Source organism: Candidatus Tokpelaia sp., from assembly GCF_008636115.1.
Classification (GTDB): domain Bacteria; phylum Pseudomonadota; class Alphaproteobacteria; order Rhizobiales; family Rhizobiaceae; genus QLZD01.
In genome coordinates, this window is sequence record NZ_QLZD01000013.1 from 82,995 (window position 1) to 108,778 (window position 25,784).

At 48.1% G+C, this 25,784-nt stretch carries 14 protein-coding genes and 2 pseudogenes; 4 read left to right on the forward strand and 12 right to left on the reverse strand.

All coding sequences use genetic code 11. From position 1 onward, the window contains the following. Positions 1 to 184: 184 nt before the first annotated feature. The 7 genes and pseudogenes from DPQ22_RS01050 to holA form a co-directional block, all read right to left on the reverse strand. Positions 185 to 3,214 (reverse strand): type ISP restriction/modification enzyme, encoded by a 3,030-nt coding sequence (locus DPQ22_RS01050; RefSeq protein WP_150212728.1) that lies wholly within the window; start codon positions 3,212 to 3,214, stop codon positions 185 to 187. A gap of 15 nt (positions 3,215 to 3,229) precedes the next feature. Next, positions 3,230 to 4,741: a DEAD/DEAH box helicase family protein gene (locus tag DPQ22_RS01055; RefSeq protein WP_425305133.1), complete on the reverse strand. Its 1,512-nt coding sequence runs from the start codon at positions 4,739 to 4,741 to the stop codon at positions 3,230 to 3,232. Beyond that, a pseudogene (locus DPQ22_RS09385) lies at positions 4,721 to 5,167 on the reverse strand (restriction endonuclease); the annotation flags it as partial. The pseudogene DPQ22_RS09385 and the gene DPQ22_RS01055, both read right to left, overlap by 21 nt. 411 nt (positions 5,168 to 5,578) lie before the next feature. Then, the gene (locus DPQ22_RS01060) at positions 5,579 to 6,502 is read right to left on the reverse strand and encodes a ParB/RepB/Spo0J family partition protein (RefSeq protein WP_150212730.1); all 924 of its coding nucleotides are present in this window, start codon (positions 6,500 to 6,502) and stop codon (positions 5,579 to 5,581) included. A gap of 84 nt (positions 6,503 to 6,586) precedes the next feature. Further along, positions 6,587 to 7,399 carry a ParA family protein gene (locus DPQ22_RS01065; RefSeq protein ID WP_150212731.1) on the reverse strand — a complete coding sequence of 271 codons (813 nt, stop codon included), beginning with the start codon at positions 7,397 to 7,399 and terminating at the stop codon, positions 6,587 to 6,589. Between the two features lie 580 nt (positions 7,400 to 7,979). Beyond that, positions 7,980 to 9,860, reverse strand: a complete 1,881-nt coding sequence (gene mnmG / locus DPQ22_RS01070) for a tRNA uridine-5-carboxymethylaminomethyl(34) synthesis enzyme MnmG (protein WP_150212732.1) — start codon at positions 9,858 to 9,860, stop codon at positions 7,980 to 7,982. A 189-nt stretch (positions 9,861 to 10,049) separates the two neighbouring features. Further along, entirely contained in the window at positions 10,050 to 11,093 is a 1,044-nt protein-coding gene (gene holA, locus DPQ22_RS01075) for a DNA polymerase III subunit delta (protein ID WP_150212733.1), read from the reverse strand. 565 nt (positions 11,094 to 11,658) lie between these two features. Between holA and hemE the strand changes: the two genes are divergently transcribed. From hemE to mnmE, 4 genes and pseudogenes are all read left to right on the forward strand, one after another. Beyond that, positions 11,659 to 12,681, forward strand: a complete 1,023-nt coding sequence (gene hemE / locus DPQ22_RS01080; protein ID WP_150212734.1) for a uroporphyrinogen decarboxylase — start codon at positions 11,659 to 11,661, stop codon at positions 12,679 to 12,681. A gap of 95 nt (positions 12,682 to 12,776) precedes the next feature. Beyond that, positions 12,777 to 13,196 (forward strand): annotated as a pseudogene (hemJ, locus tag DPQ22_RS01085) (protoporphyrinogen oxidase HemJ); the annotation flags it as partial. 325 nt (positions 13,197 to 13,521) lie between these two features. Further along, entirely contained in the window at positions 13,522 to 14,787 is a 1,266-nt protein-coding gene (gene rho, locus DPQ22_RS01090; protein WP_150212736.1) for a transcription termination factor Rho, read from the forward strand. Between the two features lie 136 nt (positions 14,788 to 14,923). Continuing rightward, positions 14,924 to 16,246 carry a tRNA uridine-5-carboxymethylaminomethyl(34) synthesis GTPase MnmE gene (mnmE, locus tag DPQ22_RS01095; protein ID WP_150212737.1) on the forward strand — a complete coding sequence of 441 codons (1,323 nt, stop codon included), beginning with the start codon at positions 14,924 to 14,926 and terminating at the stop codon, positions 16,244 to 16,246. A 53-nt stretch (positions 16,247 to 16,299) separates the two neighbouring features. Here mnmE and trxA read toward each other — a convergent pair whose 3' ends face one another. From trxA to tsaE, 5 genes are all read right to left on the reverse strand, one after another. After that, the gene (gene trxA, locus DPQ22_RS01100) at positions 16,300 to 16,620 is read right to left on the reverse strand and encodes a thioredoxin (RefSeq protein WP_150212738.1); all 321 of its coding nucleotides are present in this window, start codon (positions 16,618 to 16,620) and stop codon (positions 16,300 to 16,302) included. A 118-nt stretch (positions 16,621 to 16,738) separates the two neighbouring features. Beyond that, on the reverse strand, positions 16,739 to 20,311 hold the full coding sequence (gene addA / locus DPQ22_RS01105) for a double-strand break repair helicase AddA (protein ID WP_190323079.1): 3,573 nt from the start codon (positions 20,309 to 20,311) through the stop codon (positions 16,739 to 16,741). Continuing rightward, positions 20,308 to 23,502: a double-strand break repair protein AddB gene (addB, locus tag DPQ22_RS01110; protein ID WP_150212740.1), complete on the reverse strand. Its 3,195-nt coding sequence runs from the start codon at positions 23,500 to 23,502 to the stop codon at positions 20,308 to 20,310. Before addB ends, addA begins: the two co-directional genes overlap by 4 nt. Before the next feature lie 26 nt (positions 23,503 to 23,528). Then, positions 23,529 to 24,296 (reverse strand): nucleotidyltransferase family protein, encoded by a 768-nt coding sequence (locus DPQ22_RS01115; RefSeq protein WP_150212741.1) that lies wholly within the window; start codon positions 24,294 to 24,296, stop codon positions 23,529 to 23,531. Then, positions 24,296 to 25,783, reverse strand: a complete 1,488-nt coding sequence (gene tsaE / locus DPQ22_RS01120) for a tRNA (adenosine(37)-N6)-threonylcarbamoyltransferase complex ATPase subunit type 1 TsaE (RefSeq protein ID WP_150212742.1) — start codon at positions 25,781 to 25,783, stop codon at positions 24,296 to 24,298. Before tsaE ends, DPQ22_RS01115 begins: the two co-directional genes overlap by 1 nt. Position 25,784: the final 1 nt, after the last annotated feature.

Sequence of the window (25,784 nt, forward strand, 5' to 3'; positions counted from 1 at the left end):
CTGCCTTATTGCCCTGTATTACACTGCCTCCAATGCTCGAATCAATCCGCAAGCCGCGCCGGCAATAATAGCAGCCGGCGCAAAGCCCAAATAAAGTTCAAGCAAAGCCAGGGCAAAGCTGAGAGGGGGCAAGCGCCAAGGGTGACCCTGGCAGCAAGCCGGCCGGCGGCAAGCCCTCTACCTGTTATTCTAGCAGCAAATCAGGCAGATTTGTGATAATCTTCTGTGTGGCCAGGCTTAGATAGATTACATTCAGCAATAATTTGAGCGGATAGGCCGGGTCGCCAAGCTCTTTGGCGTAAGCATTGGGGTCATGGACAATGCCGCTCAGCTTATCCTGTTTTATTTGCTGCCGATCGACCACCCAGCCAATGCCGGAGCGGCCGTTTATTGCATAAGCATAGGCAGCGAGCGGGATATTTTTGATAGTAATATGCTGGTTATAGCGGATTTCTGTTTTATCTTTTGCCCCCGGCCGGCCGCCAAAGCGCATTTTTTCTACCCGGTAATCGGCAGAATGCAGGGTGCGATGCGGCAGCTCCATCTCTACCCCGGCCTGTGCCGCCAGTTCCTTTATGCTTTTGCCGCCGAAATCATCAAAATTGAGGTGCAATTCGGCCAGCGCCCGCCCCGCCGCATTGAAAGCCTGGAAATTGGCAAAGCTCTTCACCCGCGGGATACGCGGCAGCTCTTTCATCAGATTATTTTTATATTTTTCTCTATATTGTGGGGAATGCAGCAGACCGTAAATATAATAAAATATATCTTCCCGGGTAATTTCTGCCGCTGCATCAGGGTAAGCCGCGCAAAAATAGGCAAGAGCGGCGTCACTTATCGCCCCCTGCCGCTTATAGCTGCCATCTCCCTGCTGCTCATAGCGATAAAGCGGGAAACACTCTGTATCACCATCACAATGCCAATCGGGGACAGCATTAACTATCAGAGCAATATTACCATTATTTTTCCAATTCTTATTAACACAGATAACGATATTTTCTGCCGTTTTATCGCCTAGATTCGGGAATATTTGCAGCATTTGGTAGACAGAATTATTAAATTGCCGCGAATAATAAAGATAAGATCGCGTAAAGGGGCGATAAAGGCTGGGAACAATATGGCTCTCGGCAAATTTTGCTGCTTTTCCTTTTAAACAATCTGCCTCGAGGGTTGAATCCCAACTGATTTGCTTATCATCTTTAATTACACGCCTCTCTGCCGCGCATTGCTGATAAAATACAATCATAGACTGCATATTAGATCTTAATGTTTCATGTGAAACATTATAAGCCCAGGCGTCCCGATTGGTCTTTACGCCATTAGAGGAATTAACAAATAAAGATTGCTCTGTTTTTGCCATTAACGGCATAAATTGGCTAAAACTGTCATCGCGTTTATTGAGCCAATCACCATATTTATCGGCTGTGAGCGGCGTGAAAGGTAATGTCGTGATAGAATTATGCTGTAGAATACCCAATTTTTTATCACGATTGCAATAATCGCCAATATCGTGATAGAAAATCCTGCCTTTTTCAGCGACAGCAGGATTTTTGACAAGGATAGAGATTGCCGCCGGCGTTCGGGAACCTTCAGCAAACACCCCTCCACCTTCTTTTTTGCGCAATTCACCTTGCGTATTAGCATTGCCGCGTAGATTAAAAATATACAGGCTGGAGAAATCTTTGGCCAGATGTTTGCGTAAACCTGTCGCAGTAGAAGAGGTTAAAAATCCGCCGCCGGTAATAAAGGCCACAATACCTTTATCTTTAATGCGATCCGTTGCCCAGCGAAAAGCCCGTATATATTGTTCACCATTACCTTTGCCGTAAGTGTTTCTCACGCGCTCATTAAGCAAATTATCAGAATTGCCATCTGTTTCACCATAAGGCGGGTTGCCAATGATGACATTGATTTTCGCCTGTTCCTGGCGCTGTAAATTTTCGCGGTTTTTTGCCAGAGGCGCCATGCAATCATGAAAATCCGGCGCAGTGCGGTTGAGGATAAAAGTATCGGTCAGACAGGCATGGGCAAAATTCTGCCAGTTTCCGGTTTCTTTATGATAGGTGGTTTCTACATTGGCGACTGCGGCATAATAGGCCAGCAGATTTATCTCATTCAGCCACAGGCGATTTTGGTAAAAACCTGGCAAAGCGGCGGGGCTGACAAAACGCTTTCCTTCCTTTTCTCCCGCCGGCGGCAGGCGGCGGCCGCCAAGCAGGCGAGCGACAAAGCTGCCAGTGCCGGCAAAAGGCTCTAAAACGCAAATATTGTCATCATCAAAGCTGCTGTCAAATTCACTTTTCAAGACATTATCCACGGAACGCAAGATAAAATCCACCGCTTTTATTGGCGTATAGACCACGGTTTTGGCGGCCGCCTCACCATAGACGGCTTTAATAGTATTTTGATAAATATCCTTTATCAGGCTCTGGCGGAAAGCATCGTCCTGACTTTCACCTAATTGAGCGCGAATATCACTGTAAAGCGTCTCCAGTCGCTCACGTTCTTCTTTTATGAAGCGCAAAATGGCGTCCAGCGCTGTTTGCAGGCTTCTGGCGACAGCATTATTGACGGCAAAATCATACTCTGCCACACCAAAAAGCGCCGCAAATACCGGCATGGCAATAGCCTGCGCTGCCAGGATATTCAGCACTCCCTGCCGGTTGATTGCGGTGGATACATTATCCTTTAAGGCTTGTTCCAGCTCAGCAAAGGCCTTTTGCCCGCCGGCATAGGCAGAATCTTCACTATCCAAAATATCGTCAATGCGCTGTTTCAGCGCCTCAGCCGTTTTACCCAGGCGCGCCGCCCATTGCGGCCAATAAAGGCGGGTGCCGCATTTTTCTGCCAGTTTGGCGTAAATGCCACGCATCAGCTCATCAACATGAAATGGTAATGTCTCCTGCCCGGCAGGGGCATCTTTACCGCCTATGGTCGCCCTTCCTCGCGGATTATTTTTTGTGCCGGTATTTTCTAGCTGTGTTTGTGTTTGCAGATTACGCATATCGACAATTTCTATTTTGCCGCTGAAATCCCCCCTTTCCGCCCGGGCAATGGAATTATCTATGCCGGCATCATGGCTGCGCAGCGCCTGCACGACCTGCCATGTCGTTTGCCATGTTTTGGAATCCGCTAAAAATTCGGCTTCTGTCTGCCCGGCGGGGATAATTACCGGCAAAATCACATAGCCCAGTTTTTTACCCGGTGCGGTGCGCATAACCCGGCCAACCGCCTACGTAATCTCTATCTGACTGTTTTTACCGGATAAAAACAAAACAGCGTCTAAAGCGGGGACGTCAACACCCTCTGACAGGCAGCGCACATTGGAAAGCACCCGGCAAACACTTCGTGTTTCTTCCTTCTGAGGATAATCATGGGTAGTGACTGGATTTGCACAAGCAGTTTCTGTCTCTATAGCGCGCGTGGAAGCAAAAGAAGAGAAGCCTTTGAGGAAATTGAGCTTATCTTCCCGCTCATTGCTGGACATAGAGCCATCAACATGCTCGGCCAAAATGGCGAAAGGCGGCGCATCAGCGCCGGCTTCATGCTCGGCCTGCTGGAAAGCCTGAGTAATTACGGGGAAATCTTTGGCAAAATCTTTAGAACTGACTTTATCCGCGCTGTGGTCGATCACCTGAGCAAAAGCGATAGCGCTTTGCATCGGCGCGCCTTCTTCCTTCAGGCCGATTTTGGCCAAAGCGCGATAACAGCCAACCATTTTGGTGGCATCGTCCAGCTTCACACCGCTATCATCTTTATTCAGATAATTTTGCAGTGTTTTTGAAACATCTGCCGCTGAGACGGCCAAAAGCAGCAGCTTATAATCACATAGACAGCCATATTTTATCGCCTGACTGAAAGAAATAGAGTGTAATAATGGGCCATAAAGAGCCTCATTATCCATACTGTAAAGGGTAATATCGCGCGTCTTAGCCGCTTTTTTTGAGGCGGGGGTATAAACAATCGGCGTAGCCGTCATGAACAGCCGCTTTTCCGCGCGGATAAAATCTGCGGCCAGAATGCGGGCAAAACTTTTATCTTCCCCGCTTTTGCTCTGGCCGGCGGTGCGATGCGCTTCATCGCAGATCACCAGATCAATAGCCGGCAGGCCATGTTTTGCCTGTGCTTCTGCCACCACTTCCATACTGTGATAGGTGCAAAATATCACCTGCATGGCTTGCGGATTTTGTGTGCGCGCTTTGGTAACAGCCTGCGCCAGCGCGCCGGCCTCGGTAGTCGGGGGGAAATCCAGCTCATTAGCAATATATTCTATTTCGTCTGCCTCTTTTGCCTTACGGGTAACATGACCGGCAGAGGCATCAGAGCAGACAGCAAAAGGCGTTATTGGTCGCTGTGATTGCGCTGCCCATTCCCGCAATGTTTGTGACAGCAAAGCCAGGCCTGGCACAAGAAACAGCACAATATTAGCGGAGCAGGCAACCTTCTCGGCTGCTTTGGCCGCGGCCAGGCTTGCCGCCTGCTCCAATTCGGTTTTGCCTTGATGTTTCTGCTGATTAGTCGCTGCTTTAGCGGCAGCAGCATTGGGGTAAAGCCGCAGTCTTTCAGCAATTTTCAAGCTGGTAAAGGTCTTTCCGGTGCCGCAGGCCATAATCAGGCGGCCGCGATCGGCGCTTTTAAAGCCGTCTATAACCCGGCTAATAGCGGTTTCCTGATAGTCACGCGGTGTTTTTAGCGAAATACATGTAAGAGAATTACTTTCCGGCGTATATTTTGCCCAATCAATGGCAGAATTTTCAAAACTTGCCTTGTTCAGGCAAATAATCGGCGGTTCCTGCGTACGCAGCGCATTTTTCAGATTATCAGAGAGGCCGCCGGTAGCAACAAACATGCGCTCAGAAAATACAGACGCACCGGAAGCGGCAATAAAACTGTCCAGCATTTCTTTGCTAATGCGACTTGTCAGGAAAAATTTGCACTGAATGGCGCACAGGCCGCCATCATGGCGCTGGGCAACCAGATCTATGCCAATATCGCGGCTATTTGCCCAGTTCGCTTTGCCGGTTTGCAGATTTTTGCTCTGCGCCCAGTGTGCCCACAGCTCTATTGTGCGGTAATGCGCTTTATAACGCGGCTCGGTAAGTAAAAATTGCCTGGTTAGAATTTCAAAATTATGGCCGGATTCGCGCGTATTTTTGGCGATATGGCGCAAATCGGCCAGAAGATCTTCAAATGACTGCTGACTGCTGACTGCTGACTGCTGACTGCTGACTGCTGACTGCTGACTGCTGACTGCTGACTGCTGACTGCTGACTGCTGACTAATTAACTTTTTTGACCCAGAGTTACACATAATTATCTTTCTTTCCCCAGATTTTTTAGCAAAACACAAGCAGCGGCATGAAGCAGAAAAATCCTTGACGCTTCATTGTATTTTATAATTTATCTCCGCCATCGCTCCATTGCGGGACTGAATCACCGTCAGCCATACGTAAATTATCCTGGTTTACAATCTATCCCCGCCGAGTTACGAAAGATCTTCCACACAAGGCAAGCGACTCCATCCCCTCCCCAAAGTCAGATCAGTCCGGTGAAGGAAATCATAGATTCGGCACTGTTATAAACTATCTTTGTTCCAGGCGGCGGCAAATATCGTCCAACTGATCCAGATTTTTATAATGGATACGAATGTCACCACCCTTACTTTTAAAATTTATTGCCACCTGCATACCCAGTCTTTCTCCCAGATTGCGTTCCAAAGCTACAGTATTAGGATCTTTTTCCGGCTTTTCAGGCGCTGATTTTTCACTCTTATCACTATTATGAGCAGCCAGTTCTTCTGCCTGACGCACGGAAAGACCTTTTTCAATAATCTGTTGCGCCAGAACAGAGGCCTTTTCAATATTGATAAGGCAGCGCGCATGGCCGACAGATAACTGCCCCAAAGCCAATTTATCCAAAACATCTTCCGGTAATTTCAACAAGCGCATCATATTCGCCAAATGGCTGCGGCTTTTGCCGATAATTACGGCCAGATCAGCCTGCAAATAACCATGTTCTTCTATGAGCTGTTTATAACCCAAAGCTTCTTCTACCGGATTTAAATCGGCGCGCTGCACATTTTCAATAATTGCCAGTTCCAGCGCTGTGCGATCATCTACATCACGCAATAAAACCGGAATTTCTACCAAACCGGCCTGCTGGGCGGCGCGCCAGCGGCGTTCGCCGGCTATGAGCTCAAAATAGCCGTCACGTATGGGAGAAGGGCGAACAATAACAGGTTGAACAAGGCCGTGCTCACGAATAGATTGCGCCAGATCGGTAATATTTTCTTCAGCAAAAGAACGGCGCGGATTATGCGTATTACGCATAATTTTTTCAATCGGCAGATATTTCTCTGCCCCCCCGGCAGAACCTTTATCTGTTTGGCTTTGCGCTTGCCTATGGGCCTCAGCCTCTATTAAAACCGTTGAATCCGGTATATCTATATCACCTATAAGGGCAGCCAGACCTCTGCCCAATCTTTTGCGTGACGGATTTTCGCTCATTGTTCTTCCCTGATTTTGCTTAAAACAAACCCAAACGCCTTAATTGACATAAAGCTTTTGCAAATCGCCTTGCACCATTATTATTCAGGCAAATATTTGCCTTTCTCTTTGAATTACCTCTGAAGCCAATTGCAAATAAGCCTGGCTGCCGGGGCATTTCAAATCATAAAGCAAAGCCGGTTTACCAAAAGACGGCGCTTCTGAAACACGCACATTGCGCGGGATAATAGTGTGATAAACTTTTTCTCCCATAAAAGACCGCACATCTTGCACAACCTGATTGGCCAGATTATTGCGACCGTCAAACATGGTCAACACAATGCCCTGAATAATCAAATGCGGGTTAAGATTCGCCCGCACTTGACGAATAGTTTCCAATAATTGGCTAAGCCCTTCCAGAGCCAGAAATTCACATTGCAACGGCACTAAAACTGAATCGGCTGCTCCCATGGCATTCAAGGTCAATAAATTAAAGGAAGGCGGACAATCTATTAAAATATAACTGAATTCCCCCTCAACTGCCGTATTATCTTCAGTGTTTTTATTGCCTCGCAGCGCCTTGCGCAGGCGGAAACTCCGATCAGATTGCGCGGCTATTTCCATTTCCACCCCCAGAAGATCGAGCGTTGAGGGCACAATAAACAAATTCGGCACGGAAGTCGGCACAGCAGCCTGATTAACAGCAATAGCATCAACCAAAACATCATAAGAAGATAATGGCCTGTTATGGCGATCAATCCCTAAACCGGTGCTGGCATTACCTTGCGGATCAATATCCACCAGCAATACTTTTTCACCTATGGCAGCCAGAGCCGTAGCCAGGTTAATAGCCGTAGTTGTTTTCCCCACACCGCCTTTTTGATTGGCAATGGCAATAATTTTTTCCCGCTTATGCATTGTTTTATCCTTTAATCTGCCGGTCTGGAACAAAACAGCTTATATAAAAACCATTTGCAGGCCCGGTTCACCAAAACAATGAATTTGTAATATCGGCAACCAGACGGCGTCATTTCCTTGCTTATTATAAAAGCAGCCTGGCCCCGAATAATATTCTTTTAAACCTGCCATCAGCATAAATTAACAATAAAATAATTTTAAGCGGGTTTTTCAACAATAAAGAGGATTGACAAAAGAAATTTCCAGGCCTTTGCGGTAAGGGCAATAAAAAATAAGGGCTTGATTTATATTTTCGAGTCGCTTTTTCCTATTTATCGGGCGGAAAAATTGCGAATCAATAAACAGCTCAATTCCAAGTCATCAAAAATGGAAAATCATTACCAGAACCAATATCCAGCCGTAAATTCTCCCTTTTCTGCAAGGAGTGAATTTATTACTATCTGGAATATGTCTTTGTCACAAATTATATAAAATAAAAGCAGCCATAAAGGCTATTATTACCGACATAATAAAGCCTTTCCGGCACATAAATCGATAAATGTTTCACATGAAACATTGACGATATTTATATTTAAAACGTCTATATAGCCCGTTTTTCCAGACGATGCGTGCGTTGTATCTCGGCCATAAGCAATAATATAGCAGAAGGAGTCATACCTTCAATTTTTTGCGCTTCAGCAATAGTGCGCGGTTGTCGCCTATGTAATTTTGACCGCAATTCATTAGAAAGACCGGCTAAATTAGCAAAATTCAGATTTTGCGGGATAGTGAGTTTTTCATCTCGCTCTAATTGTGCCATATCCTGCTTTTGTCTTTTCATGTAAACAGCATATTGCGCTTCAATCGTTAAAGCTTCTTGCGTTTTTAGCGAAAATTGTTGAATTTCCGGCCAAATTGCCATTAAGCGCTGTAATGAAATATCAGGATAAGAAAGTAAATTATAGGCTGTGCGGCGCACACCGTCATTATTTATTTTTAAACTATAATCATCTGCCTCACCCGGAGTAAGAGAAACAGATTGCGCCCAGTTACGCGCTTTGGCCAAATCTTCCTGTTGTTTTATAAAGATTTTTTGCCGAGATTCGCCAATAATGCCTAATTGCATGCCAGTTGGCGTTAATCTTTCATCAGCATTATCTGTCCGTAAAGATAAACGAAATTCAGAGCGGGAGGTAAACATGCGATAAGGTTCACTGACACCGCGAGAAATTAAATCATCAAGCATAACACCAATATAGGCTTGAGTTCTTTGCACAATAAACGGCGCTTGACCGGCGGCTTTACATGCCGCATTGAGGCCGGCAATCAGCCCTTGCGCCGCTGCTTCTTCATAGCCGGTTGTGCCGTTTATCTGCCCGGCTAAAAATAAACCGGAAAGAGCGCGCAATTCCAGATTGCGATTTAATTGACGCGGATCAACAAAATCATATTCAATAGCATAACCGGGCTGTAAAATTTCGGCCTGCTGCAACCCGTCAATGCTCTTGATAAAATCACGCTGGATAGCTTCCGGCAAAGAAGTGGAAATGCCGTTAGGATAAATACTGTTACTATCCAATCCTTCCGGTTCCAGAAAAATCTGATGCCCGTCACGATCACCAAAACGAATAATTTTATCTTCAATAGAAGGACAATAACGCGGCCCCACACCTTCAATCTTACCCGAATACATAGCAGAAAATTGTATATTATCGCGAATAATTTTATGCGTCTGCTCATTAGTGCGGGTAATAGCGCAAGTAATTTGCGGCTGTTCTATATTTTCTGTCATCAGCGAAAAAGGCACTGGCTGTTTATCAGCCTGTTGCTTTTCCAGATTTTGCCAATTTATTGTTGCAGCATTAAGCCTTGGCGGGGTTCCAGTCTTCAGGCGCCCCAGGCGAATATTGTAAGATTTAAGTTTTTCAGCCAGTTTTTCAGACGGCTTTTCTCCCATACGCCCGGCAGACCATGATTTTTGACCAATATGAATAAGACCATGCAAAAATGTACCGGTTGTTAATACAACAGAACCGGCAGCCAAAAAGCCTCCATTGGCGGTAATAACACCCGTTACCCGGTCAGATTTAATCTCTATATCAATAACTTCATCTTCAATGAGAGTAAGATTATTTTGTTTTCGCATAAAATTTTGCATTATCTGTCGATAGAGACGGCGATCAATTTGAGTGCGCGGGCCACGGACAGCCGGGCCTTTACAACGATTTAGCAAACGAAACTGAATACCGGCTTTATCGGCAGCGCGCCCCATCAGCCCGTCTAATGCGTCAATTTCACGCACTAAATGGCCTTTGCCCAAACCGCCAATGGCAGGGTTGCAAGACATTGTGCCAATATTAAAAAAATCATAAGTAATAAGAGCAGTTTCAGCACCATAACGGGCCGCAGCGGCAGCAGCCTCACAACCGGCATGGCCGCCGCCGACTATGATGACATCAAAATTTTTATCTGCTGAGATCACAATCAAAACCCTGATTTACGCGTCAATGCAAAATCCTGTTTGATGCCTTTTAGCAATAAGTTACGATCAAAGCAATCTTCTGCCTTTAATGAGGGCTATTTTTAAATTATAGGCTGTTTTTTTTGAGAAAATGACAATGTTTCATGTGAAACATTGCTCAAAATTTTACTATAAATCACGGTGAGAAAATTATTTGCTGCGGGCAGCTTCTATAGTTAAAGCTAATAAATTTTGACGAATAATAACCAAACTCAATTCATTATTTTTACGGCTATCCAATAAAGTTTTATGCAATTTTTCCATAGCGCGACTGATTTTTATACTTGTCCATAAAGTCAAAGCCTGTTCCAAAATCTTTTTACGCCTGAAAAACACCGGCGGGCGGGCGGCTGTAATAATCGCATTTATATTTTTCCCCTCCTCTTCCATAGCAAAACGAAAAATCTGTAATTGCTGAAATTGCCGTATTAAGGCCAATAAAATTAAAAAAGACGGTATACCGCCGGCAATTTGCCGATCAAAATTTTGATTAAAACCGGGTAAATCACCGCAAATCACCGCATCGGTAATTTCATTTTGAGAAAGAGCGCGTTCATCGCTGACAGAGTTTTTGACATCTTCCAGGGTAATATGTTTGTTTATTTGACTATAAAGACAAAGTTTTTCCAATTCCGCGCGAGAAATCAATCTGTCACTACCCAGATTGGCCTGTAAGACAGAGCGAGCTTCCTCTGTAATAGTGCAATGAAATTGCTGTAAAACATTATCAATCAATTTCTGAATTGCCTGTCCTTCATCGCCATAACAAGGCAATGCGACAGCACGCGGCGCTTCTTCTACAATTTTGCGCAAGGCAGCGCCTTTTTTCAAATCCCCTGCCTCAATTAAAATAAAACAATCAGCAAGCGGCTGTTGCAATAAAAATTTCAAAGCTTCACTAAAACCGCTTTTATTGCCTGAACCGGCATAAGAAATCCAAATCAATCTTTTACCGCCAAAAAACCCTATTGTTTGCGCTTCATCAATCAAGGCAGAAGGGTTTTTGTCGAGATTTTCTCCATCTATTTTTATTACGGCAAAAGGATCCCTGCTGTTTATGCCGCAATTTTTAGCAAAACCAGCCGCATATTCAGATATTAGACCTTTATCAGGGCCGTAAATCAATAAAATTTCATAAGATTGCGGCCCGTTTTTCAGAAAATTTTCTACTTCATGCGCTTTTTTCTGAGCCATAACCCTTTTGCCTATTGCCGGTGAGCCAAGCAGGCTCCCTGTTTAGTCCGAGCAAACAGCTCGACTCCGCTATCAATTTTATAAACTCATATGAGTCATAAAACAGTAATAAATAAAAGCAAAAAAATCCTCTATTCCCGCTTTTTATCTCTATATGTTAATAAATGGTGAAAAAATTGCCGCCAAAAATATAAGCAAAAAGAGCCTGTTAAAATCAACAGGGTTTATCCCGGTTTTAATAAAAGAGAACTATTTCCGATAAAATCCGATAAAAGCGGGAATAAATATTTATTCAGGCCTTTTCCCCAATAAATGACCGGCGAAGATAGAAGCTTACTTTTTGATTCTCATAAAAAATATAAAAATATTTCCCATTTGGCTAAAATATGTATAAATTTGTCCGGGATTTTTGCTCTATGCTGTTTTGTGGAAAACAGGGGGAGTGCAATATTTCACCATTATCCACAGAGTCATAGAATCAAAAACCGGAATCCTTTAAAAATTTATTTAAAGGAAAAGGGGAAAACTGCTATTTTACCAAATCTGTAAATCAAAAACTGGATTTATTATGAAAAAACTGCTCAATGTGCTCAATGGAGAGAAAGTTTTTCCGCCGCCTGTATGGCTAATGCGCCAGGCCGGCCGTTATTTGCCCGAATATAGAGAAATAAGAAAGCAGGCGGGCAGTTTTTTGCATTTATGCCAAAACCCTGCTTTAGCGGCTGAGGTGACCTTGCAGCCTATTCGCCGTTTTGGTTTTGATGCAGCTATTTTGTTTTCCGATATATTGGTAGTGCCGCATGCTCTTGGGCGCGATTTGCGCTTTGAGGAAGGCCGCGGGCCGATTATGACGCCGTTACAACAGTCCGATATTGCCAGATTAAACCGTGATAATGCTCTTTCTGTCTTATCGCCGGCTTTTGAGACGATAAAAAAGGTGAAAGCGCAGCTGAGTGATAATACGGCGATAATCGGCTTTTGCGGCGCTCCCTGGACAGTGGCTACTTATATGATTGCCGGCCAGGCTACGCCTGATCAAGCGCCGGCGCGGCTGTTTGCTTATCATTATAAGCAGGATTTTGCTGCTTTAATGCGCTGTCTGGCTGATGTTTCAGCGGAATATTTAATCGGGCAAATAAAGGCCGGTGCCGATTGTGTGCAGATTTTTGATTCCTGGGCCGGCGTGCTGGACGAACAAAGCTTTGCCGCTGCCTGTATTGCTCCTGTGCGTTATATGGTACAAAAAATCCGCGCTGCCTGTCCAAAAGTTCCGATTATTGCTTTTCCTCGCGGAGCAGGCTTGTTTTACCGGACTTATGCGGAAAAAACAGGGGTAACCGCTTTAGGGCTGGATTGGACTATGCCTTTGTCTTTTGCGGCAAAATTACAGGAAAAATTGCCGGTTCAGGGGAATCTTGATCCATTACGCCTAATGGCCGGCGGTGAGGTTTTATCACAAGGTGTGGAAGCCATATTATCCGCCTTGCAATATCGCCCTTTTATTTTTAATCTGGGGCACGGCATTATGCCGCAAACTCCGATAAGCCATGTAGACGCCATGCTTAACCAGCTGCGCGCGCTGCGGTAACAGCTAAAAATCCGCTGCCGGTTATAGAATATACAGGGTCTTGTGATAATAAACCGGTGGAAATTATCGAGGAAAATATGACAATAGATATTTTATATCCCTGGATAAAGGCTGCGCATGTTATTGCTGTTATATGCTGGATGGCGGCCATGCTCTATTTGCCGCGTTTATTTGTTTATCATTGCGGCGTAAAAAATAATTCAGGTGAAGCACAATTATTAACGCTGATGGAAAAGCGGTTAAACCGGTTTATCCTGCTGCCGGCCATGAGTTTTGCCTGGCTTACCGGCTTGTGGCTGGCTTATTTTATTTATCATTTTCACGGCGGCTGGCTGCATTTAAAATTGCTGGCTGTTATCATTCTTTCCGGTTTTCACGGTTTTTTATCGGCCTCGCTGCGCCGTTTCGCCAAAGGGGAAAATACTTATTCAGCCAAAACCTGGCGTATGCTCAATGAAGTGCCGACTATTTTGCTGATTATTGCCGTTATTGCCGTTATTGTGAAACCTTTTTAGAATTAAGGCCGATATTTTAAAAGCGGGGAGGAAGGGCCTTCTTATGGGTGTTTCTCCTGCTCCGAACTTTATTTTGATGGCAAAAAACAGGTAAAAATATGCTTTTTAAGAAAAAGCTTGCAAAATTTTCAGAAAAACCTTAACCTGCCTGGTAAACAAGCCCGCCTTATCGCAGTAATCCCGCTGTTTTTTAAATATTATCCGGCAGATTACGCTCCCGATCCGATTTTTCGCTTTATCCGGCTTTCTAAAAAACAGGATTATTGCAGCCTGGCGGCGAAATGCCTCATTTTCCGTAACGGCGGAACAAAAATGGACAAATTTCATGCAAGAAATGAAGCTTCAGGAACTTAAAAGCAAAACTCCGATGGAATTGGTAGCCTTTGCCGAGCAGCTTGATGTCGAAAATGCCAATGCCATGCGCAAACAAGAGCTGATGTTTGCCATATTGAAAAATCTGGCGCTACAGGAAGTGGAAATTATCGGCGAAGGCGTAGTGGAAATTTTACAGGACGGTTTTGGCTTTTTGCGCTCAGCCGATGCCAATTATCTGCCCGGGCCTGATGATATTTACCTTTCTCCCTCGCAAATTCGCCGTTTTTCCTTAAAAACAGGGGATACGGTAGAAGGCCCGATTCGCAGCCCGAAAGAAGGCGAGCGCTATTTTGCCTTGCTCAAAGTGAATAAAATCAATTTTGAAGATCCGGAGACAATCCGCCACAAAATTCATTTTGACAATCTGACCCCGCTTTATCCTAATGAGCAATTACGTATGGAATTGGCTGACGCTACAGCCAAAGATATGTCGCCGCGGGTAATTGACCTGGTAGCGCCAATGGGAAAGGGGCAGCGCGGTTTGATTGTGGCGCCGCCGCGTACCGGTAAAACGGTTTTACTGCAAAATATTGCCCATTCCATTACCGCCAATCACCCGGAATGCTATTTAATTGTGCTGCTGATTGACGAACGCCCGGAAGAAGTAACAGATATGCAGCGTTCGGTCAAAGGTGAGGTGATTTCTTCCACTTTTGATGAGCCGGCCTCGCGCCATGTGCAAGTGGCGGAAATGGTGATAGAAAAAGCCAAACGTCTGGTAGAGCATGGCCGTGATGTGGTGATTTTGCTGGATTCCATTACCCGTTTGGGACGCGCTTATAATACAGTTATCCCTTCTTCCGGCAAAGTTTTGACCGGCGGTGTTGACGCTAATGCGCTGCAGCGGCCAAAGCGTTTTTTTGGGGCTGCCCGCAATATTGAAGAAGGCGGATCACTGACAATTATCGCCACAGCTCTGATTGATACAGGCAGCCGCATGGACGAGGTGATTTTTGAAGAATTTAAGGGCACCGGCAATTCGGAACTGGTGCTGGATCGCAAAATTGCCGATAAGCGCATTTTCCCCTCTATTGATATTTTGAAATCCGGCACGCGTAAAGAAGATTTGCTGATTGCGCGGCAGGATTTGCAGAAAGTCTTTGTTTTACGGCGTATTCTGGCACCGATGGGAACAACAGACGCTATTGAATTTTTGATTGATAAATTAAAACAAACCAAGACAAATGGTGAATTTTTTGACAAAATGAACAGTTAAGCAGCTTGAACAGATTTTTCCGGCAGCAGCTCCCGCTTTAACCACCGGGGGCTGTTTGCTTTTCACCCGGGTTTAATACAGGTGGCAAATTATCGCTGTAACCGGTGAAAGCCGAAACACATTAAAGAGAGAAATTATGGCAACAATTTTTGCGCTTTCAAGCGGCGCTTTACCCGCCGGTGTCGCGGTTATTCGCCTTTCAGGCAGGCAGGCGCGGGTGCTTGTGCAAAAATTTTGCGGCCAGGTGCCAAAACCGCGTAATATGACTTTATTGCCGATAAAAACTGCACAAGGGGAAATGCTGGATAAAGGGCTGGTCAGTTATTTTCCTGCACCGCATAGTTTTACCGGAGAAGATTGCGCCGAATTTCACCTGCATGGCAGCAAGGCTTTGATTAGCCGTTTTCTGGCAGAATTGGGCGAACAGGAGCAGTGTCGCCCGGCTGAAGCGGGGGAATTTGCCCGCCGCGCTTTTGCCAATGGTAAAATAGATTTGACGCAAGCCGAAGGGCTGGCTGATTTATTGACGGCGGAAACTGAAAGCCAAAGAAAATTGGCCATGCAGGGGGCAAGCGGAGCCTTGAAAAAGCTTTACCGTGATTGGCGGCAAAGGCTGATAAAAGCGCGTGCCATGATAGAAGCAGAGCTGGATTTTGCCGAGGAAGAAGAGGTAAAAGAAGCGGTTTTTACCCAAACGGAACAGGATTTGGCTGCTTTGCACCAGGATTTGCAGCAGCATATTGCTCAGGCCAAAACTGCTTATATTATGCGCGATGGCTTGAAAATTGTAATAGCGGGCGCCCCTAATGCGGGGAAATCAAGCTTTATCAACAGGTTAAGCGGCCGCTCAGCGGCGCTTGTCAGCAGCAAGGCCGGCACTACGCGCGATGCTTTGGAAATTCGCCTGATTATAGAAGGCATACCCGTTCTGGTAACAGATACGGCCGGTTTGCGGCAAACAACAGAGCAAATTGAGCAAATGGGGGTTGAAACTGCCTGTGCGCGGATTAAAGAGGCGGATTTGGTGCTGTATCTGGCTGATATGCACGCCGAAACAAGCGAGGACAATATGGCTGTTGCCTTGCCGGCAACAAAGGCGGAAATCTGGTCTATCGGCAATAAGCTGGATTTAGGCGTGGGAGCGAGAGAAAAATGGCCGTTTCAGCTCTCAGTCGAAACCGGGCTGGGCTGGGCAGAATTTATGCAAAAATTACAGCAATTCTGCCGTGAAAAAACACACCGGACGGCGGCAATTTTACCTGCCCGCAGCCGGCAGCTGCATTTATTGAAAACTGCCGCAGCGGAACTGGACAAGGCCCTGCATAGTAAAAATGCCGGGCTGGAGCTGCAGGCGGAATATTTGCGTTATGCTGCCAACGCTTTGGGGCGTATAACTGGCGATATTGATGTAGAAGATTTGCTTAATGTCATATTTTCTGAGTTTTGCATTGGCAAATAACCGATATTGGCAGGTTCGCCTGCCCAATAAGCGATTTTGCAGCTCTTTATTTTTTAAAGAGCGTTTTTTACCCAGTCCAGCAATCGGCTTTTAGGGGCGGCGCCAATCATATTGTCCACCACTTTGCCGTTTTTAAACATCAGCAAAGTGGGGATAGAGCGCACGCCATATTGCGCCGCCAGTTCAGGGCTTTCATCAATATTGACCTTGGCTATTTGCACCTTGTCGGCCAGCTCAACCGCGATTTCTGCCAGATAGGGCGCAATCATTTTACATGGGCCGCACCATTCTGCCCAGAAATCAATAAGAACCGGCCTGTCTGCCTGGGCAATTTTTTCTTCAAAATTTGCTGTTGTCAGTGTCACTATTGCCATATCACAACCCTTTCTGAAGCCCCATATAATATAGAATTTTTCTATAACATTTTTTACAGCAAAACAATACAGGAATAAAGCAGCGCTTTGCTGCCGGTTTTCGCCTTTATTGCCCGATTCAGCGCAATAAAGGCGAAAGCTCGGCTGCTGTAAATGGAAAAACCAGCCCTTCACGCGTGTAAATCAGCAGCGCCTTAATGGTTTTTCGCGGATAAAGGCAAGCGAGAAGAGCGGCATAAAGCGCCATTTGCATTTTATAAATATGAGGTATGTCCGGCGCTGTTGCCGGCGGGCGCCCGGTTTTATAATCGGCAAATAAAATATGGTCTGCAAACACAGCCAGCCTGTCTATCTGGCCGACAACAAGGCGCTGTTGCCCTTTGACCCGAATAAAGCCGGTCACGGCTGCTTCAGCCCGGCTTTTGGCGCCAAATAAAGGGGCAAAATGCGCATTTTCCAAAATATTAAAGACTTGCGTTAAAATCTCCTGCTGTAGCGCCTGATTATCAGCCTCTATTGCCGGCAGCCGTGCTTTTATATAGGCTTGTGCCAGTTGTCGGCGCAATTTCGGCTCACTATCCGGCAAATATTGCAATAAAGCATGGATAAAACTGCCCTTTTCCATAGCGCCGAATAAAGCGCCGGCGGCATTGTCTGCAAGACCGTAATTCACCGGCAGGATTGGTGAATTGCGCATAATATCGGGATCTGTCCCGGTTGCGGCATCGATGAGACAAACAGAGCCGGAAGCCGTCAGCGGCCGCGGCAGAGCCGGTTCAAAAGCTGTTTTTTGGGTTAAAAAAACCGGTAAAATAGTGTTATCAGATTTTTTATCGTCCTGATTGGCGTTGATTGCCGGCCGCCCTGCCGCAGCTTTTTTATGCCAGTGCCGCCGCACCTGCTCTATGCCTGCCGGATAGGCAACAAATTCGGTTTTATCGCCAAGAGCCTGGCCAACCAGCGGCAGCCAGCTATCAGTCGGCTGTTTGGCGCCATAATAGCCGCATAATATCAGCCTGTCTTCAGCCCGGGTCATGCCGACATAAAGCAGGCGGCGATATTCTTCCTCTGCCGCTGTTTTTAACTTATCAAGGATTTGCTCAGCCAGATTTGTTTTATAAGCTGTTTTCGGCAACCACAGACGAATAGTAACGGGCAGGGAGCTGCCGGCCGGGCGCAATTTTTCCGGTAATTGTAACGGCAGGAGACAAGGCGCATTGCTGCTGTGCCAAATAGCGCTGCCGCCATCGACCAGAAAAACAATCGGCGCTTCCAGCCCTTTGGCGGCATGAACCGTCATAATGCGGATTTCATCACGATTTTGATCCAGCTCGCGCTTGATTTCCGGGCTGTTGCGGCTTAAATCCTGCAAAAATATTTGCAGGCCGGGCAGGCCGGTTTTTTCTGCGCTCAGGCAATAATCAAGAAAAGCATCGAGAATATCACCGGCTTCAATCCCCAGACGCGCCAGAAAGCGGCGGCGCCCGCCATCTTCTGCCAGAATTTTATCGTAAAATTCATAAACGGGTTTAATATCGGCAAAAGCGCGGTAAAGGCGTAATTTTTCCGCTGCTTCTGTCAGAATTTTCTGCTCACAGGCCATGCTGCCCTGTTCTGCTGCCTGTTCCAGCGCGGCAAATAATGTGCCTTTGCGCTCGGCCGCCAGCGCCAGCAAGGTCTCCTCACTGACATTGAAGAGCGGGCTTTTCAGCGCGCAAGCCAGTGCCAGATCATCGCGCGGCTGTAATATAAACGCACCCAGCGCCATTAAATCCTGCACGGCAATATGATCCGCCAAATGCAGCCTGTCGGCGCCGGCCACCGGTATGGCGCTGTTTTTTAAGGCGCGCGCCAAAGCATGGACAAAACTGCCGCGCTTGCGCACTAAAATCATAATATCACCGGCTTTGACCGGGCGGTTTTTGCCGGCCAGAATATCTTTATTGCGCAGCCAATGGGCAATAATAGCGGTAATATTTCCGGCCAGAATTGTCGCGGGATTATCGCTGCTGTCGATAATTTCAGTCCATTCTTCCGGTTCCTGCTGTTTCTGCCCGGCAATAGCAGGCCAAATATCAACATAGCCCTGATCCTGCAGGCGAATAGCGCTGTGCAAAACCGGCTCATTGGCAGCGCTCAAGCCCTGGTAATTTTGCGGCAGGGCAAAAATATCATCTACAGCAGAAATTATATCTTCAGTAGAGCGGAAGGAGAAATCCAGCCGCTCGCGCCGAAACAGATAATGGACATTGCGCGCTTTATATTCAATAAAGGCACCGTTTCGGGCAAAATCCTGCGGGGCAGCACCCTGAAACGAATAAATAGACTGTTTTTCATCGCCGACAGCAAAAACCGTGCGTTGCAAATCTTCCCGCGCGCCAAGGCCGGAGAAGAAATCCTGCGATAAAAGGCGGATAATTTCCCATTGTTCCGGCCCGGTATCCTGCGCTTCATCGACCAGAATATGGTCTATCCCCTGATCCAGCTTATATTGCACCCATTGCCCGGCGCCGCGGCGTTTGAGCAGCGCCAGAGCGCGCTCAATCAAATCGCCGAAATCAAGCCGGCCTTGTGCCCGCTTGGCCGCATGATAGCGCGCAAGCAAGGCCTGAATCAGCCTGTAGGCAGCACTGTTTAAAACAATTAAATCGGCAGATTTTAATTTATCGGCAAAATCCAGCACAAAGCCGGCTTTGCGGGCAAATAATTCTTCCAGTTCCGGCCAGGCTTCAACCGCCTTTTTGCCGCAAATATAGGCGGCATTATGGGGCGTGCCGTCCATTTTGCAATAAGCGGAAATCAGCGTGTCCAGAAGCCGGGCGCTTTGCGTTTCAACCGCAGCAGCTTTTAATCTGGCAACAAAATCCTGCGCTCTTTGCCCACCCAAAACGGCAATTTTGCTTAAATCGGCACTGTCAAACAAAGCCTTGTGTTTAACCTCTTCCACCAGCACGGCTTTAAGGTGAACCTGCCTTGCCGCCGCCGTTTGCGCCTCATTTTGCAGGCCAAGAAGTTTTGTAAAAAAAGCTTCGCCCTCTTTGGCAAGATAAGCGCAATATCGGCCAAGATTCTGCTTATCTGCTATTGCTGCTGCCAATAATTTATGCAAAGCCTCTTCCCCGGCCTGCTGCAAAATCAGCGTGAAAGCCTGACCTGAAACGCTATCCGGCGCATGATAGATTTCAGCAAAAAGCTGTTTTTTTACTTCTTTCAGGCAATTTGCCTGCGCAGTATCGTCCATCAGCTCAAAATGGCCGGGAATATTGGCCTCCAGCGGAAACCGGTGCAAAAGGGATTCGCAAAAAGCATGAATGGTCTGGATTTTCAGGCCGCCCGGCGTTTCCAGGGCATAAGCAAACAGCCGGCGCGCCTGGCAAAGCTTGATATTATCAGGCGCTGTGCCTTCCAGTTTTTCCAGCGCCGCGGCAAGGGCGCTGTCGTCAAATTTTGTCCATTCTGCCAGCCGGTTGAAAATGCGGCTTTGCATATTGGCGGCGGCGGCTTTGGTATAAGTCAGGCATAAAATCTGCGCCGGTCTGGTGCCGCGCAGCAGCAGGCGGATAACCCGCTCAGTCAGCACATGCGTTTTGCCGGAGCCGGCATTAGCCGCCACCCAGACGCTGGCCTGCGGGTCGGAAGAACGCCTTTGCGCCGCCAGCGCCGAAGCGGGCACAGTAAATTGCGCTTTCATTCTTCCTCCCTTACCGGTGACGACCATTCAAACAGCCGCGCCAAATGATCGTAATCGCTTGCATTTTGTCCCAAAGGCGGCAAAGCGCGGGCAAGATAACCATTATCCGGGTTTTGAAAATGGCGAATCAGCCTATCCAGTTGCGCCCAGGCTTTTTCACATAAAGCAGGGGTAGAAATTGCCGGCAAGGCTTTGGATTTTTGTGCCGCAATATTTTCTGCCACAGTTTCGCCATCAGCCTTCAGGCGCAGATAAAACAAATTTTCTGCTCTCGCCGCGCCACATTCCTTAAAACCGCCGCGGCTTAATAAAGCACCTTCCAAAGCGAGCTGCGGTGCGGCCAGTATATGAGCTTGTTTCCTGCTTGGGGTTGAGCCGGTTTTAAAATCAATAATTTCGGCAATTTGCTCTCCGTCAGCGCCGCTTGCCGCCATAATATCAATTCTGTCTGCCCGCCCGCGCAAAAAACTGCCGCTATCATTGATAGCCGTATCGCCGGCGCGGATTTCGGCAAAACGCTGCCTGGGGCTTAACCCCGCTTCCCAGGCGATATAATTGGGCACAAGGCCAAAAAAACGCGGCCACCATAAAGCCGCAATATCCGGCGGTAATTGTAATTTGGCAAATTCTTCTCGCGCCAGCGCCAGCAATAGAGCCTCTGCCTGCGGTTTTATGGCGCCAATATCGGCTTTGGCATAATATTGGCTGAAAGCTGCCAGAATTGCGTGATAAAGCGTGCCGCGCTCCGCTGCGCTTTCATCGCGAATCAGCGGTTCAAGCGGTCGCAGCCGCAAAATACGGCGAGCATAAACAGCATAAGGGTCGCGCCGCAAAACCTCAATTTCAGTCACTGAAAAGCGGGTAGGGCGCAAGGCCGGCGGCGGTTTGGGGTTGGGGCGCGCGGCAAAAGCCTGCTCAGGCGCATAGTCCAGCTTTTGCGCCAGCTTGAGATAATAATGCCCGCGCGCCTTTATGGCGGCAAAATCTTCTTCCCCCGTGACGGCTTGCAGCCTTTGCAGCCAGCGCGAGGCAATAGCAGGCGCATTATCCACCCGCAAGGAGCGCGCCAGAACGACTTTTTTCATAGCGAGAATTTGCGCTATATCATGGGCAGTAAAGCCGATTTTCTGCTCAGGCGGCGGCAGGCTGAGCGCCGCTTTCATCAAACGCGATAAAAAGGGAGAATCAGGCGGGCCGGCGGGCAGGGTGCCTTCATTCAGGCCGCCAATCAGCACGGTATCAAAATTTTGCAGCCTGGCTTCAAACAGGCCGAGAATAAACAGGCGAGGGTGGCCGTTTTGCCGCATTTCCACAGTTGTATCGGCGATTAAGGCGGCAAAAATTTCCGGCCACTCGAGCGGCATAAAGCTCAGGCCGGAACGGCTGGCCAGAACAGAGCGGCAAAAGGCAATAAGCTTTTGCCCGGCGGCTTCGGCATAAAGGCGTTTAAGTGAGCTTTGCTCATCGCGGCCAAAATTTTCAAATGTTTCTATGGTGGCAATTACCGCTTCTTCCAGCGTTACTTCTTGCTTTTTTTGGGCAAAATTTTGCAGCGGTGCCGCCGCCGCCGTGAGCTGGCCGGCCAGCCTTAAAGCTTCGTCCATACGCTCAGCGGTAAAAGCACCGGCAATTTTTTCCGTATTGGCCAGTTTTTGCAGCCGCTCATTCATAAATTTATCGGCTTTGGCCAGATTTATCCGCCCAGTGCCGCCGCGCAAGGCAAAATATTCAAATTCTTCCACTTTACGGCGCAAATCGGCGCGGGCAAAACCCAGCCGGGTTAAGGGGTGTTTTAACAAAGCCAATATTGCGGCGGCATCACCGGGGGTAAAAATACAGGCCAGCAACAGCCTTATCAAAGCCGCAGGCTCGCTCGCCGCCAGTGGCGTGCCGCCGGAATCACTGGCCTGAATGCCGAAGCGCGCCAATTCGCCGCAAACGCGGCGCGCCAGGACACGATCGCTGGTAATAAGGGCGGCGCGGCTGTTTTTTTCTTCCAGCGCGGTGCGCAGGCAGACCGCCAGCGCCAGTGCCTCTTCACGCATTGTCGGCGCTTCAATCAGGCTGACAGTGCTGAGAAAAGCGCTGTTATTGCCCGGCCCGCCCCGCCGTTTTTGCCATTTTTCCGTGCTGTCTGCCGGGCGAAAAATTTCACTTATCCATATTTCCCGCTGTTTTTGTGCCTGTGTCGGCCGGCCGAGAAAAGTGACATTATTACGCGTGACATTAAGCCGTCTTAACAGTTTTTTCAGGGCAAATTGCGGGTGCGCAAAGGCAGCGGGATTATGCTCATCTTTATCCAGCCCGGCCCAGGCTGTTTCGTCCAAATGGCGGTCAAGCCCCGGCAGCACCACCGCCCCTTGCGGCAAAAAGGCGACAGTTTTAATAAAATCAGCCACTGCCGGGATAGAGCCGGTGGAACCCAGCACCAGAACCGGCCTGTTTGTAACCGCAATATTTTGAAACAGCGCGCCGGCATTGCGGTGTGTTTGTTCCAGCCTGTTGGCGGCGGCGCGTAACATATAATTGCGCCGGGCAGCAGCGGTAGAGCAATGACGCTCCGCCAGAATATCCGGCCAGGCGGTAAATACACAATGCAGGAATTCTACCGTTACCTGCCACCATTCGGCCAGATCGGCCGGCGCAACAGCCTGCAATTTGCCCGGATCGGCGCCTTCTGTTGCCATTTCGTCCATCAGCTCGGCCAGATTGCGGGCCAGCCACAGCGCATCAGCCGTATTGGCCGGCACTTCCACTGTTTCACGGCCAAAAAGCGCGCGAATATGCCCGGGCAGATTTTCACGCCACGGGCGAATAAGGCGCGCCAGCAAAGCCTGCCTTTCCACTGTGCCGATAAGAGCCGGCCGGCTTAATTTATCTTGTGCCTCGGCGGCTGTCGTACTGTTCTGGTCAAAATTTTCGGCAAAAAGGCTGAAATCATCTTCCGGCATTTCTCCCAGCGGGCGAATATCCGGCAGAAAAGCAGCTTTATTGACCGCCGCTTCAACAAAAGCGAAGCGCAAGGCGCGCGCCACCCAACGGGACGGCACATAAATCACAGTTTTGGCAAGTTGAGCCGGATCCCGCATATCGGCGCTGTCTATCAGGCGGTTATCCAGTAAAGCGCGCACAGATTCCGCCAGAAAATCAAGCCCGGGGGGGACAGAAAAAATATGAGGAAGGCGGCGCATAATTATGCCTGTCTTTGGGCGCGTGACTAATCGCATTTTTGCAAAGCAGCTTCTGTTTGATATAATTCGGCCATTGAGCCGACACTATGCCATTCTGCCTGCAATTTCAGGCCGTAAAGTCGTTTTTGCGCAACAGCCCGGTCGAAATACCTATTCAGTGATTGCGGCATATTGGCGGCAGCATTGGCAAAAATTGCCGGCCGGGTAATAAGCCCGCCGGCATAAAGCACGGCTTGCGGGGAGAGGGGTGCTTTGCCGGCGCGGCTGAGATTGCCGGCGGCATTTTGTAAAAAATCCGCTTTCGCAATGCCCGGTGCCTGGCCGCAGGGTAAAGTCAATAGCAGCATATCCTGTTTGACCGGATTAAAAGCATGCGCCAGCCGGTGCAGATTGGGTGCGCTGCCCGGCTCTTCCAGCCAGAATGTATCGGCATTGAGGACAAAAAACGGCTCTTGTCCCAAAAGCGGCAAAGCTTTGATAATGCCGCCGGCAGAATCCAGCAGGTAATCAGTTTCATCTGATAAAACCAGCTCCATAGCATAATGCGGAGCAATTTTTTTAACAAAAGCAGCCAATATATCTGCCTTGTAATGTATATTGATAATGGTTTTTGCTACGCCGGCAGCAGCAAGCAGCTCCAGCCCGCGCTGCAGCAATGTTTTGCCTGCTACCGGCACGAGCGGTTTGGGCAAATTATCCGTCAGCGGCCGCAGCCGCGTGCCCAGCCCTGCTGCCAGCAGCATGGCCGTTTTTGGCCCGGCCGAATTTTTGTCAAAGGAGGTTTGTTCTGCCATTAGATAAGGCCGCTTTCAGCAAAAAAATCTTTTAGCGGCTTTAATAGCGGCGCTTGCAGATTACGCTGTAAATAATCTGCTATACGCGGCAAATGGCGCATATAAAAATCCTTGCCGTCCTGCCGGTCAAGCCGCACAAAAGCTCCCAATATTTTGGCAGCGCGCTGTGCCCCCAAAATGGCATAGGCCTCTTTGCTCTTTTCGACATTAAAAGGGGCGGCAAAAGCGGCGCGCGCGGTTTGATAGGCCTCAATAATCAGTTTTTCCAGCTCCGGCGCAATAGTCAGGCGCGCATCTTGCGCCAGTGAGACAAGATCATAGGCTTCAGGCCCCCAAATCGCGTCCTGAAAATCAATCAGGCCGATACGCCGGATTCCTTCTTCGCCGTTTTGCCACAAAATATTGGGGGAGTGGAAATCACGCAGCACCAGATTTTGGTCATTTTGCTGCAATCCGGCAAAAAGCGGTTGCCATAGACGGTGATATTCAGCGCGCCAGGCGCTTGAAGCCTGGCTGCCGGTTTTATAGGGCAGATACCAATCGGGTAGTAAATCCGCTTCTACCTGCAGGGCAGTTTCATCATAAACGGGCAAAAGGCAGTTTTGCTGTCTGGCCGCTTTTACCCAATCTGTCTGGTGAAATCTGGCCAGAAATTCGCTACAGGCAAGATAGCGCCTGGCGTTGGGCCGGGCTGAAGCGCTACTCAAACTGTCTCTCCCCAAATCTTCCAGAATCAGCAGAGTTTGCTGCTCATTTTCAGCATAAATTTGCGGCGCTTTAAAACCGTTTCGGCATAATAATCTGTCTATGGCAACAAATTGGCGGTTATGTGCGGTCAAATGTGCCTGTTTAATATAGATAGCGCGGCTGCTGTCAGCAATTTCGCGCAGTGGCGCGTCCATTAAAATTTCTGTTTTATGTTGATTATCCGATTCATTATAGAATAATTTTTCATAAAAACGCGGGGAAGCATCACCCTGCAAATACCGCCTTTCTGCCGCTCCCCGGCCGTTTTGCTGCAAAAAAGCGCGAATAGCAAGCGAGTGGCGCAGCCTTTGCTCTGCTTCAGGCGCGGCGGTAATAGTCAGCAGGCGGCTTGTTGCGCCCGTTTCCTGCAAATGCAGGCGAAACTGTGCCCTCTCCAATAAAACGGGGGCTTTTTCCGGCCATTCGATCAGCACAATGCCTGCTGCCAGCAAATCGGCAAACCCCAATTCCTCTATCTCTGCCGCTGCTTCTATCCGGTAAATATCGGCATGAGCCAGCGGCAATCGCGTTTCTTCATAAATTTGCAGCAGGGCAAAGCTGGGGCTTGGCACTTCCAGCCTGTCATTATCGGCCAAAGCGCGGATAAGGGCGCGCGCCAAAGTAGATTTGCCGGCACCTAAATCACCGGAGAGGGTCAGCATATCGCCTTTTTGCAGGCATAGCGCCAGATCTTGCGCAAAAATCCGGGTTGCGCTTTCCTCTTGCAGTTCTATTTTCATT